Annotated in this window: 14 protein-coding genes and 1 pseudogene; 6 read left to right on the top strand and 9 right to left on the bottom strand. The window is 55.0% G+C overall.

Translation table 11 applies throughout. The features are described from left to right. Position 1 precedes the first annotated feature (1 nt). From ACR0I0_RS17040 to ACR0I0_RS17020, 5 genes are all read right to left on the bottom strand, one after another. Positions 2-1,177: a S41 family peptidase gene (locus tag ACR0I0_RS17040; RefSeq protein ID WP_480492323.1), complete on the bottom strand. Its 1,176-nt coding sequence runs from the start codon at positions 1,175-1,177 to the stop codon at positions 2-4. Positions 1,178-1,303: 126 nt separating this feature from the next. Then, positions 1,304-1,669, bottom strand: a complete 366-nt coding sequence (gene rplT, locus ACR0I0_RS17035) for a 50S ribosomal protein L20 (protein WP_008756009.1) — start codon at positions 1,667-1,669, stop codon at positions 1,304-1,306. Between the two features lie 14 nt (positions 1,670-1,683). After that, entirely contained in the window at positions 1,684-1,884 is a 201-nt protein-coding gene (rpmI, locus tag ACR0I0_RS17030) for a 50S ribosomal protein L35 (RefSeq protein ID WP_010443552.1), read from the bottom strand. Between the two features lie 183 nt (positions 1,885-2,067). Next, on the bottom strand, positions 2,068-3,618 hold the full coding sequence (locus ACR0I0_RS17025; protein ID WP_171724813.1) for an alanine/glycine:cation symporter family protein: 1,551 nt from the start codon (positions 3,616-3,618) through the stop codon (positions 2,068-2,070). Between the two features lie 13 nt (positions 3,619-3,631). Next, a complete protein-coding gene (locus tag ACR0I0_RS17020) occupies positions 3,632-4,069 on the bottom strand; it encodes a universal stress protein (RefSeq protein WP_171724812.1) in 438 nt (145 codons plus the stop codon). A gap of 198 nt (positions 4,070-4,267) precedes the next feature. Here ACR0I0_RS17020 and ACR0I0_RS17015 point away from each other — a divergent pair, with 198 nt between their 5' ends. Then, positions 4,268-4,729, top strand: coding sequence for an Lrp/AsnC family transcriptional regulator (locus ACR0I0_RS17015; RefSeq protein WP_245218193.1), 462 nt, complete (start codon positions 4,268-4,270; stop codon positions 4,727-4,729). Positions 4,730-4,741: 12 nt separating this feature from the next. Here the strand turns inward: ACR0I0_RS17015 and pyk are convergent, their stop codons facing one another. Further along, positions 4,742-6,187 (bottom strand): pyruvate kinase, encoded by a 1,446-nt coding sequence (pyk, locus tag ACR0I0_RS17010; protein ID WP_171637669.1) that lies wholly within the window; start codon positions 6,185-6,187, stop codon positions 4,742-4,744. Between the two features lie 142 nt (positions 6,188-6,329). On the opposite strand from pyk, the gene ACR0I0_RS17005 reads away from it, so the two are divergent. From ACR0I0_RS17005 to ACR0I0_RS16990, 4 genes and pseudogenes are all read left to right on the top strand, one after another. After that, positions 6,330-7,067 carry an N-formylglutamate amidohydrolase gene (locus tag ACR0I0_RS17005; RefSeq protein ID WP_171724811.1) on the top strand — a complete coding sequence of 246 codons (738 nt, stop codon included), beginning with the start codon at positions 6,330-6,332 and terminating at the stop codon, positions 7,065-7,067. 87 nt (positions 7,068-7,154) lie between these two features. Further along, the gene (locus ACR0I0_RS17000; RefSeq protein WP_171637671.1) at positions 7,155-7,394 is read left to right on the top strand and encodes a DUF6868 family protein; all 240 of its coding nucleotides are present in this window, start codon (positions 7,155-7,157) and stop codon (positions 7,392-7,394) included. Positions 7,395-7,481: 87 nt separating this feature from the next. Then, entirely contained in the window at positions 7,482-7,796 is a 315-nt protein-coding gene (locus ACR0I0_RS16995; RefSeq protein ID WP_152456994.1) for a DUF1244 domain-containing protein, read from the top strand. 94 nt (positions 7,797-7,890) lie between these two features. Beyond that, positions 7,891-9,038, top strand: a pseudogene (locus ACR0I0_RS16990) (IS3 family transposase). A gap of 561 nt (positions 9,039-9,599) precedes the next feature. Here ACR0I0_RS16990 and ACR0I0_RS16985 read toward each other — a convergent pair. Next, positions 9,600-10,007, bottom strand: coding sequence for a universal stress protein (locus ACR0I0_RS16985; RefSeq protein WP_171724810.1), 408 nt, complete (start codon positions 10,005-10,007; stop codon positions 9,600-9,602). 57 nt (positions 10,008-10,064) lie between these two features. Next, positions 10,065-10,514, bottom strand: a complete 450-nt coding sequence (locus ACR0I0_RS16980; RefSeq protein WP_171724809.1) for a phasin family protein — start codon at positions 10,512-10,514, stop codon at positions 10,065-10,067. A gap of 200 nt (positions 10,515-10,714) precedes the next feature. Between ACR0I0_RS16980 and ACR0I0_RS16975 the strand changes: the two genes are divergently transcribed. Beyond that, positions 10,715-11,887: a cation:proton antiporter gene (locus ACR0I0_RS16975; protein WP_171724808.1), complete on the top strand. Its 1,173-nt coding sequence runs from the start codon at positions 10,715-10,717 to the stop codon at positions 11,885-11,887. Here ACR0I0_RS16975 and ACR0I0_RS16970 read toward each other — a convergent pair whose 3' ends face one another. After that, positions 11,888-12,295 (bottom strand): c-type cytochrome, encoded by a 408-nt coding sequence (locus tag ACR0I0_RS16970; protein ID WP_171724807.1) that lies wholly within the window; start codon positions 12,293-12,295, stop codon positions 11,888-11,890. Positions 12,296-12,445 lie beyond the last annotated feature (150 nt).

The following is a 12,445-nucleotide window of genomic DNA, read 5'->3' as shown; positions in this document are numbered from 1 at the left end:
TCTAATTTCTCAGACTTCTGAGAATTCGTTGATAGAACGCGCCGTTTGCATCTTCAGCGGTAGGTTCGTTGATCAATTCCCAATCCAAATCCAGTGGTCCAGCCGGAACTAGTTGCCGCTCGATCTCGGCTGGTGTGGTTTCATCGCTGGTTCCGCTCTCCCAATCGTGAAAAGCCGATGAGTATCGAACGACCGCCCCGCTGGTGGGCAAATCGAGCGAACCTCCCTCGGCAAAAAACGTCAACCCGTCACCCATTTCTTCCCCTATGAGCTTGAGCCTAGGTCCCAATCGATGTTTGAGGATGGCGACAAAAACTATCGCAGCCGAAAACGTGAATTTATCGACAAGCACAACAACCTGCCTGCTTGCGTTTTCAGAGATGGCGTCGATCAAGGGCATCGTTTTAAGAAAGTCGCCACCGGTGTTTCCACGAATATCAATCAAGAGCGTTTTTTCCGAGCAAACGCGTACTTGTTCTGCTGCACCTGAGATGGCTTTCGGCAGCGCACCTTCTCCTGAATCGAGAAAACTGGGCAACAGTATCGAAAGCCCAAGTCCCCGCCAGCCCTTAGTCTCCACAAGTCTCTCGGGTGTCCAAGCCGGATCGGCCCGGCCATGCTCGTTTCTCGGGTAGAGCGTTGATGCAGGAACCGTATGACTGTTTTCCACTTTGAATTCGGATATCTGACCGTTCTCGTCTTGCACGCGATACTCGGTCGTTTCGTCTTTTGAGGAAAAACCGAGACGAGCCAAAGCATAGGGCCACACCAGTATAATCGATCCGATTACCCGTTTCCTTTGGCGCGTTCCTGCCAGAAATGTTCCTGAAGCGGCTTCGATTCGGCTTAACGGTGTACCGTTGACTGCAACCAGCTTTCCTCTGGGCGCAGTTGTTTCTGGTGCCTTACCAACTAACTGGATGGCAGTTCCGATGCTCACGAATCTCAGCGGGAGCACCGAGATGGCATCATTCGGAATCAGCCGTGTGTGCCCGTTGTCGGGAAGTGCCAGTAGGCGCATTGTTGAAAACAGAAAGGCCTCTTTTAGACCTTCTGAAGCGTATCTTCGGGCATCACTAATGCAACTGTCTATCGCCGTCTGTTCGATCCGCCGAAAGCTGGGATCACGTGGCAAGGCAGTTTCTAAAACTTGCTCAAAGTCTTGTACCAGCGACATAGTTTAAGGTGCGCACGACTGCCGGACGATGTCCAGAGTGTGCTTAACACCGACGTCCAATCCATGGAAAACAAAAAAGCCGCCCCAAATGGGACGGCCTTTCTTTCACTGTCTCTCGAAAGAGGATCAGGCAGCCAGAGCGGCCTGAGCTTTGGCGACGATCGCGCCGAACGCTTCCGGTTCGTGCACGGCCAAATCAGCCAGAACTTTGCGGTCCACTTCGATACCGGCCAGGTTCAGGCCATTGATGAAGCGGGAATATGTCAGTGCTTCGTCATGCGAACGGACAGCAGCATTGATACGCTGGATCCACAGCGCGCGGAAGTTGCGCTTGCGGTTCTTACGGTCGCGGGTTGCATACTGGTTCGCCTTGTCGACGGCCTGACGGGCAACCTTGAAGGTGCTCTTGCGGCGGCCATAGTAACCTTTGGCGGCCTTGATGACCTTCTTGTGACGGGCGTGAGTTACGGTTCCACCTTTAACGCGGGACATCTCTTAATCTCCTCTTAGCGGTCGTAGGGCATGTAGCCCTTGACGATCTTGGCGTCGGGGGCGGACAGGGTGGTGTTGCCACGGGCGTCGCGGATGAATTTCTTGGTCCGCTTGATCATGCCGTGCCGTTTGCCGGCCTGGCCAGCAAGGACCTTACCGGTCGCAGTCACCTTGAAGCGCTTTTTGGCGCTCGACTTGGTCTTCATCTTAGGCATTTCCGTCTCCTTTTTCGGGTTCGGTTCCAGACGCGACTCGGCATGCCATCTCGGCCGGTCACGCGATCAGAAGCGCCGTTTACGCAAGTTCGGTCATACTGGCAAGGGGGTTTGGATCAGATTCTGCGCTTTTTGCCGGCTGATCGGGCACTGGGGCGACAAAGGCCGCCCCAGTGATTGGGTTTAGTGTTCGAATTTCCGGATTTCACCGGTTTTCAGGCGCTCGGAATACGAAGCCAGCTCCTGACGCACCACTTTCATCAGGAAGTAGAGCGCAAAGACGTTGACCACCGCCATCGCAAAGATCGCCGCATCCGAGAAGTCGATGACCGGGCCAAGGTTGGCTGCGGCACCGATGACGACGAAGATGCAGAAGATGATCTTGAACACCAGCTCTTTGGTGTGACCCTCACCAAACAGGTAGGTCCAGGCCTTGAGGCCATAGTAGGACCAGCTGATCATGGTCGAGAAGGCAAACAGGATCACCGCAACCGCCAGGATATACGGGAAGAAACCGAACGCGCTGCCGAAGGCGGCAGAAGTCAGGCTGACACCCGAGTTGCCGTCAACAGTGGCAATCGCCGTGCCGGCCTCATTCAGCATGTAGTTTCCGGTTTCCGGATCGATGATCAATTGCTGGGTGATGATGATGACCAGAGCGGTCATTGTGCAGATCACCACTGTGTCGATGAACGGTTCCAGCAAGGAAACGAAGCCTTCCGTGATCGGTTCCTTGGTCCGAACAGCCGAGTGCGCAATCGCTGCCGAGCCAACACCCGCTTCGTTCGAAAACGCCGCACGTTTGAAGCCCTGGATCAACGCCCCGACCATGCCGCCTGCAACACCCAGACCGGTGAAGGCGCCGGCGAAGATCTGACCAAAGGCCCAGCCGATCATATCCGCATTCATCAAGATGATGACCAGAGCGGTCAGAACGTAGAGAACGCCCATGAACGGCACCACCTTCTCGGTCACCCGTGCGATAGACTTCAAGCCGCCGACGATGACCATGAAAACAACCGCTGCGAAGACCAGCCCGGTAATCCAGCCCGGATAGTCACCCACGATTCCCGCGATCTGCTGATGCGCCTGATTGGCCTGGAACATGTTGCCCCCACCCAGCGCGCCAAGGATACAGAAGATCGAGAACAAAACCGCAAGGATCTTGCCGCCCGGCAAGCCCAGTTCGTTGAACCCTTTGGACATATAGTACATCGGGCCACCCGAAACGGTGCCATCTTCGTACTCGTTGCGGTATTTCACGCCCAGCGTACATTCGGTGAATTTCGACGCCATCCCCAGAAGACCGGCCAGGATCATCCAGAAGGTTGCGCCCGGTCCGCCGATGCCGACGGCGACGGCAACACCCGCGATATTCCCCAGACCGACTGTTCCGGACAGCGCCGTGGCCAGAGCCTGAAAATGGCTGACCTCGCCTGCATCATTGGGGTCGGAATAGTCACCTTTGACAAGACTGATTGCGTGGCCAAAAAACCGCATCTGCACAAAAGCAAAATACAGCGTGAAGACCGTCGCAGCGATCACCAGCCACATCACGATCCATGGGAAGCTGGTCCCGGGGAATGGCGCGAAGATGAAGCTGACGAATGGACCGGTCAGATCAGCGAATGTCTGATTGATTTTTTCATCAAGCCCCGGAGCATCTTGCGCAAAGGCAGGGCTGGCGACAATGGCGGCTGCCATCGAGGCGCCGAGTTGTTTGAGCATTCTCATTTTGTCCCTCCCTTCAGTTCACAACCGTGACCGGAACATCGGCATGCATCACAAGGTTCTGGGTCGAGCTGCCGAAGATACGTTTCTTGATCCCGTCCGCCGAAGACCGGCCGACAACGATCTGCGAGCCGCCCATTTCCATTGTAATGGCGTTCAAGGTCTCGGCCACGTCGCCGTGGCGAACAACACCGTGCGCTTCAAAACCAGCCTCTCTGAGGGCCTCAACGGCAGGTGTCACGATACGTGACGTCGCCAGATCAACCTCTTCTTCCCGTCGCTTGTGACGCTGTGCGTTTTCTTCCGGTGTCTGAAAGGTGTAAGGGGACCATTCGATCACATAAGCGACCACCAGTTCACACGACCCGATCAACTTTGCCAAATCCTTGGCAAAGGCAATCACGCGCTCACCGGTCTCTGTCCCGTCGAGTCCTATGACAATCTTTGTTGTCATGTCGTTCCTCCATTATTTTTCATTTGGCCGAGGCCCGTGCCCCCGGCAGGGCAGCCGGAACTTGGAACTTTCAATAAGACCACCCTTTGGTAAGTATCAGGAATTTTCACTAGGAATTGGGGATTTTTTTGGTCTATATTCAGTGGAAATTGTCGTTTTGCACTAAAATAACAGGAAGTTTTACTGATTAGTAGAGAATTGGACAATATCGATCAACGCATCCTGCACGAGCTTGAGGCCAATGGCCGGCTCTCAATAGTTGAGCTTGCGGCGCGCGTAAACCTTACGAATACGCCCTGTTCCGAACGTGTGAAACGGCTGGAAAAGAACGGCTATATCAAGGGCTATAGCGCCATCGTCGACAAAGAGAGAATGGGCCTGGCCCTTCTGACCGTCGTACAGGTGTCGTTGACCGCAACGGCCGAGCAATCCCTGGAAAAATTCAACGAGGCCGTACGCGATGTGCCGGAAATCGAAAGCTGCCTGATGGTGGCAGGGTCGTTCGATTATCTTTTGACTGTCCGCACCCGCGATATCGCGCATTTCCGGATGATACTGGGCGAGAAAATCAACAAGCTGCCCGGGATTCACCAAACCAGCTCATTCACGGTCATGGAGGCCGTGAAAGAGCCGGTTGGTCAACGGGTGTCCGGGCTTTGATACCCGTTCTGGTTATTCGGGATCCGTGCTGTAGATCAGTCGCTCGTCACAAGGTGCCACGCGCAGAATGTTGGTGGTACCCGGTACGTTGAACGGCACCCCGGCGGTGACAACGATCTGGTCAGTTTCAGTTGCAAAGCCCCCTGCCCTTGCGGCGCGCGCTGCGTTTACAACCGCGCTTTTGAACCGTTCAAGCTCGGGCGTCATGACGCAGTTGCAACCCCAGCTCAGGCAGAGTCTGCGCGCCGTTCCCATCAGCGACGTCATCGCGATAATCGGAACACCGGGACGTTCGCGCGCGGTCAATGCGGCTGTCGTGCCACTTTGCGTAAAGCAGCAGATCGCTTTGATATCGGTTTTCTCGGCTATTTCACGCGCGGCGGCGACGATCCCGTCCGCAACGGTGGTTCCCTTGGCGGTACGCGAGGCTGCGATGATCTGCGTATACGTCGGGTCGGCTTCGACTTCGATGGCAACCTTGTTCATCGTCTGCACCGCTTCGATCGGATAGGCACCGGCAGCCGATTCCGCGCTGAGCATGATGGCATCAGTGCCTTCGTAGATCGCCGTCGCAACGTCCGACACTTCGGCACGGGTCGGCATCGGGCTTTCGATCATGCTTTCCAGCATCTGTGTGGCGACGATGACGGGCTTGGCTGCCCCACGGCATTTACGGACCAGTCGTTTCTGGATCGGAGGCACGGCAGACACGGGCAGTTCCACACCCAGGTCGCCGCGTGCCACCATGATCCCGTCCGACGCATCAAGGATGTCGTCAAACGCCTCAACTGCCGCAGGCTTTTCAATCTTGGACAGGATCGCTGCGCGACCATCCGCAAGCGCGCGAGCCTCGAAAACGTCCTTGGCGCGCTGCACGAAGCTCAGCGCCAACCAGTCCACACCCAGTTGGCAGACAAACTCCAGATCCTCTCGGTCCTTGGCCGACAAAGCCGCCAGCGGCAGCACCACATCAGGAACGTTGACACCCTTGCGGTTCGAGATCGTGCCACCCACCTCGACCGTGCAATTTGCAAAATCCTGCCCACAGTCCTGAACGATCAGTCGGATCTTGCCGTCATTCACCAGCAGGCGCGCGCCCGGCTCAAGCGCCGCAAAAATCTCGGGATGCGGCAGGCAGACACGTTTGGTGTCGCCCGCAGCAGGGTCGAGGTCGAGCCGGAAGGACGCACCTTCTTCCAGCTCCTCTGCTTCATTGGCAAAGACACCAACGCGCAGCTTGGGCCCCTGAAGGTCGGCCAGAATGGCAATCGGGCTGTCCAGATCCTTTTCCACCTGCCGAATGATCTTGTGCCGTTCGCGGATCTCATCATGGCTGCCATGGCTCATGTTCAGACGAAAGACATCCGCGCCAGCCTCGTGCAGGGCACGAATTGTGTCATAGTCATTTGACGCTGGCCCCAGCGTCGCCACGATTTTCACATTTCTCAGGCGTCGCATTGGCATAGACCTCCTTACGTCATCTCAAGTTTGCAGATCAGATTTCGCGAAATGTTACCGCAAACATCATTTCGATGCTTATTGCGCAATTCCCTTTCCAAAGCAACTGCCCTACATCTGCGGCAAACAAGATGACAGGCTCATGACATACACTCCATTTTTCGTCCACGGTGCGGATCGCCCGTCTCGCTGGCTGATTACATGCGACCATGCAACCAACACTGTTCCCCCAGACGTAAATGGTGGCGACCTCGGCCTGCCGCGCGAGGATATGGAACGCCACATCGCCTATGATGTGGGCGCGTATGAGGTGTCTAAACACTTGGGCGAGATCCTGAACGCACCGGTGATTGCCGCCAACTTCTCGCGGTTGGTCATCGACCCTAACCGGGGTGAAGACGATCCCACGCTGTTGATGAAGCTCTATGACGGGTCAATCATCCCCGGAAATCGCCATGCAGATGATGACGAACGCGAGCGTCGCCTGAATATGTGCTACCGCCCTTACCACGAGGCACTGGCACAAATGGCGGCCCTGCCCCATGCTGTGATTGTTTCGATGCATTCCTTTACGCGCCAGCTGCGCGGTCGTGAGCCCCGCCCATGGCACATTGGCGTGCTGCACACCTCGGACGAGCGGTTCTCTGGCCCGCTGATCGAAAGGCTTCAGGCCGAGGAAGATCTGTGCGTTGGCGTCAACGAGCCGTATACCGGAGTTCTGCCGGGGGATGCGATCGACAAACACTGTACCGCGTTCGGACGCCCCAACGCACTGATCGAGCTGCGCAACGACTTGATCGCAGACCATACGGGTCAAAGGGAATGGGCCGAGCGGTTGGCGGTAATCCTGCAGGACGCATTGGAAGCCAGCGACCTTTGACCGCAAGTCCTGCGCATGCTTTTCCGCGCATCACGCTGTTGTGAGCACGGCCTTCATTTCCCATATCAACGGGGAAAGGGGGTCATCATGACACAAGAGTTTTTGACGATGTTTTTTGGTTGGATGGCCGTGCTCAATATCGCGGTGCTTCTGTTTACCACCCTAATGGTTCTGCTTTTGCAGGATTGGATTGCCGGCATTCACGGCAGGATGTTTCGGATGGAACGCCCGGATGTGAAACGCGCCTATTTCAGGTATCTTGCGAACTACAAAATCCTGACGCTGGTTTTCTGCATCGTGCCGTGGCTGGCTTTGAAACTGATGTGAAAAGGCGCTTCGGCACGTCCGTTTCTTGTAACGGGTCCACTGGATTGTTAGGTCAGAAGCAACTCAATCGCCATCCGGAGCCAGATCATGGACAAGCAAACCGAAATTGAACTTCAGGCTGCCGCATTTCGCCGGTTGCAAAAGCACCTGATGGAAGACCGCACGGACGTTCAGAACATCGACATGATGAACCTCGCCGGGTTTTGTCGCAACTGCCTGTCGCGCTGGTATCAGGAAGCGGCAAACGAAAAGGGAATCGAACTGGGCAAGGATGAAGCCCGCGAGATTTTCTACGGCATGACGATGGATGAATGGAAATCGAAATATCAAACCGAGGCCAGCCCCGAGAAACAGGCCGCCTTCAAGGTTGCGTTCGAAGAAAACGTCGGCACGAAAGACTGACAGCGCAGAGCTCATGCTCTGAATCCTGATTTTCCGGCCCTTTGTGATTAGAGTTTTCCGCGACGAATCCCTGGTTGGAGCGGGATCGGAAGCGATGAACGCAGCGAGATTTACGGACGCACAGAAGGCGTTTGTTTTGTCGCAGGTCGAAGAAGGCAAGACGGTTGCCGAAGTGTGCCGAGAAGCTGGGATCAGCTCGGCAATCTACTTCAAATGGAAGAAGAAGTATGCGGGGATGTTGCCATCCGACATGCGGCGGTTGCGAGAGCTTGAAGACGAGAACGGCCGTCTGAAACGCATCGTGGCCGAACTGACGCTGGATCGGGAAATGTTGCAGGACGTCATCAAGCGAAAGCTCTGAGGCCGGATCGGAAGCGCGAGCTTATCGACGGTGTTCGGGAAGACTGGCGAGTGTCTGTCAAACGCACCTGCAAGGTGTTGCGGTGCGACAGATCGACCTGCCAGTATGTTTCCCGGCGCACCGATCCGGCCGTCCTGAATCGGCGTATCAAGGAGATCTGCGAGACCCGTGTTCGCTATGGATACAGGCGTGTGAACTATCTGTTGCGCCCGGAGGGTTGGCCAGCCAACGTCAAGAAAGTCCACAGGATTTACCACGCAATGAGGCTGCAATTACGGAACAAATCACCAAAACGGCGGGTGAAAGCCAAGCTGAAAGAGGATCGTTCGGATGCCGTGAGGCCCAATGATGTGTGGGTCATGCCTTGCCCGATAGGCGATTGCGCAAGTGCAATCTGCCGAAAGGGACTTCGTTCATGATCAGCTTGCGACTGGCCGCAAGCTACGTATTCTGACCGTGGTCGATACGTTCTCGCGCGTCTCACCCGTCATTGCCCCAAGGTTCAGCTAAAAGGGCGAAAACGTTGTTGTCACGCTGGATCGAGTGTGTCGGCAGATCGGATTCCCAGCGACGATACGGGGGGACAACGGCAGCGATTTCATCTCTCGGGACTTTTGGATCTATGGGCCTACCACAACGGCGTTACGCTCGACTTCTCCCGCCCTGGCAAACCGACCGACAATGCTTTCATCGAAGCGTTCAACTCAAAGTTCAGGGCAGAATGCCTGAACACGCATTGGTTCCTGTCGCTGGCAGATGCTTGCGAAAAGATGGAGGAATGGCGTAGATACGACAACGAAGAAAGACCGCACAGCACCATCGGGAACATCCCACCGGCAATGCTGGCAAACCCACATGGCGATACCAGCCCGCCATGCTGAGACAAGGTGGAAGACTCTATGCCCAAGTGGCAGAAGGTTGGGTATCAGAGCAACTTACAGAACGAGCGATGAGTTGCACGAACTTCTGAGTTGAACGAACTGCTGAATCGGGTTGTTGTTTCATACGACCATGGAGCCAAGAACCGCATCCTGGACATGCAGGGCGCTTTGATCACTATGCCCAAAAAAGCAAAACCCGCTGATGAGGCGGGCCTTGATTCCGACGACTGTTCGCTAAAGTTGGTTGCGGGAGCGGGATTTGGCCTTCATCGAACAACCGTGCTTCGAAGAAAAGCCAAGTAGACTACATCTAAGAGCACAATCTGAGGCTCCGAGGCAACCCAAGTGTCGAAAGTCTCCCAGCGACCAACCAGAAACTGTTCTTCGCAATAAAGTAATCCAGCGTTCTAATAAATTCGAAACCGCAGGTAAGCTGCAAAAATTGCAAAAAGTATAGCTACAGTCCAAGGGTTCTTTGGCTCAGCTGTCAATTCTCTCGATCTGATTTGGCTCACTAAGTATAGGGCCACTCGAAAAGGAAGTCACACCGCTAACTTTGGATCAACGAATTACATGAACCGAGCACCTGGCGTGGTGCACGACTCTGTTCGCAGTGGAACCTAAAAATATGTCCTCAAAACCAGGCTTGTGCGAAGCCAAGACGATGCAATCCGCGTCGCTCTCATTTGCGAAGTCGACAATAGCCCTACCCGCGTGCCCAGAGATGAGCCGAGCCTTCGCGCCTGGAATTTCAGAAGCAGTCTGATGCAGGTTTTCTAGGATTTCATGCCGCGTATTGGCAAGTACTTCGCTGGGAATCTGAGACCCCACGTAAGCCGGAATTGGCTCTTGGACGTGTATCACGGTAAATACAGCGTCCGCATCAGCCAATTGGCGCGCGGCCTCAAACGACGCTTGTGTGTCGTATTCTTGGTCCAGAGCAACCGGGATCAGGATATTCTTGTACATTTGACCTCCTATCTACTGCACCGATGACTTCAATTTGGTTCCTCGGCAGCAGGAAACCTACACAGGCTCAGACTTTGAAGATTTCCCCGCGCTCTTTGTAGCGGCTACAACATCATCAACTGTTTTCTCAACAGCTTCAGCTTCGGTTTCAGCGACATAAGATGCACAACGGGACACGGTTTCGAACCATTCCTGCGCGTCAGCAACCAACCGCTCAGCCGAATGGCGCTGCCATTCCGCCATGCTCTGAAGAGCTTTCGATGGATCGGACGGGTTCGCGGAAGACACATTGCGTGCAGCTTGTAGAGCCGTCCGGACCGCCTCATGACGCCGTTCGAACCAATGCTGCGCAAAGGCCTCTGTTTCTTCGAGCAATTTTTCTTGCGCGTCCCAAAATTGTTCGATCTGGGCACCGAAGGCCGGATTGCCAGACATGGGCGGCTGCATTTGCTTGAAAACATCCAAAAGTGAGGTCGGGTTATTTGTGTTGGGTTTCTTTGTCGACATCGAAAACTCCTCCTCATCTACCGAATGAGTTATTGTGCCACCTACGGCGCGCTTTCGCCTTAATACAGATCAATATCCCTTATTTTTAGTACCCTCGGCATAGGCTACAACGGGACACTCGCATTCTCTCCGACATCGGTTCCTAGAGGGCAGTGTTGGAGTTAGAGTAGTCTAGACAAGAACTTAACGCTTGGTTTTCTATGCACATTGCCGGCTTTCTGATTACCCTTGGTGTCCTCTTCCTTGCCGGATTGGCGGCCGACCAACTTGGCCGGGCCACGCATCTTCCTCGTGTTACAACCTTACTTTTCCTCGGTCTGATCGCCGGGAACGCCGGAATGGGGTTGATCCCACTCGACATTGCAATGTGGTTCGACGAGATATCCATTGTAGCCTTGACGATGGTCGCGTTCCTTCTTGGAGGATCTTTGACATGCGAGAACCTGGTACGGCATGGCCGAGCCATTCTGACGATTTCGATTTCAATCGTGGTTGCAACCCTTGTTATTGTGTCTGCTGGATTGACCGCAATTGGCGTACCCTTCGGGTTGGCGTTGGTGCTGGCGGCAATTTCTACGGCTACTGCTCCGGCCGCCATGACAGACGTGATCAAACAATCTGGGGTGTCCAACAGCTTCACCGAGACATTAAAGGGCATAGTCGCAATTGATGACGCTTGGGGTCTGATCGTTTTCAGCGTCGCATTGGTTCTGGCCGGTCATTCGGACGGTTGGGCCACCATCACGACCACAGCGATGTGGGATTTCGGAGGGGCTATTTTGTTGGGTTCCGCGCTAGGCGTGCCATCCGCTTACCTCACCGGTCGCTTGAAGCCGGGAGAGCCAATGCAGGCAGAAGCAATGGGTATCGTCTTTCTTACAGCGGGCCTCGCGCTTTGGCTGGAGGTTTCATTCTTGGTAGCAGGCATGGTTGCGGGCGCAGTTATTGGGAATCTTGCCCGCCATCACGACCGAACTTTTCATGAGATCGAGCACATTCAGTGGCCGTTCATGATTTTGTTCTTCCTACTAGCTGGCGCCACGCTGGATATTGAAGCCTTCGGCTTGATGGGCTGGGCTGGTGCTCTTTTCCTATTCTTGCGCGCCGTCGCCCGCCTCGTCGGGGGTTATTGCGGAGCGAGACTTGGCGGCCTGCCTAGCCGTCAGACCCGCTGGTACGGCCCAGCTTTGTTACCACAGGCCGGTGTCGCGGTAGGAATGGCCCTCGTCGCCGGAGAGCAATTTCCACATTGGGCCTCGTCGATCATGGCCTTTACTCTAGCCAGTACTGTGGCCTTCGAGGTGTTGGGGCCGCCATTGACTCTCATGTCAATCAGACGAACGGCTGACACCGATGAGCAGATTGGTCAGTAACTATTCAGACTGGATCGATTCAAGAAAGGCGAGCAAATTCGCCAACGGCAGGCCTACCATCATAGGTTGCCCATTAGGCAGAGCCACCGCGATTTGTTGGTCTGTCTCAAACACCGTGCCAAAGATTGGCATTTCGCCCCCATGGGCGAGCAATTGTGAACGACCATCAATCTGTTCAGCTATGCGAACTATCGGAAACACACCGTCGTTTTCGCCCGCCAATTTGGTAAGGTCGGGTGTTCGAATAGCCAGCATTTCGGCCATTGGCCCGTCTCCGGTCGCTTCGAAGCCGTGACATTGCCAGCAATACGTCCGGTACAAATCACTTCCCTCACTGACGCTGACTTCCTGCGCTAGTGCAGGCCCCGTGACTAACAGTGCCAGTAAAATCCCTCGATAAACCTGCATATTCTCCTCCAAATCGCTGCCACAAATGAAGATCCCATTAAACAGTATAGCTAAGGAACGTCTTTGACCTTGCTCATGTTGTCCGCACCAGCGGGAACATTGGCGTTTCAGTCGAATAGCGATTGAGCACGCGCCTAATCTAATCCAGGC

The sequence above is a fragment of the Ruegeria sp. AG6 genome, from assembly GCF_056541565.1.
Note: the sequence above shows the minus strand (reverse complement) of the source record. Positions and strands in the feature narration are given on the sequence as shown.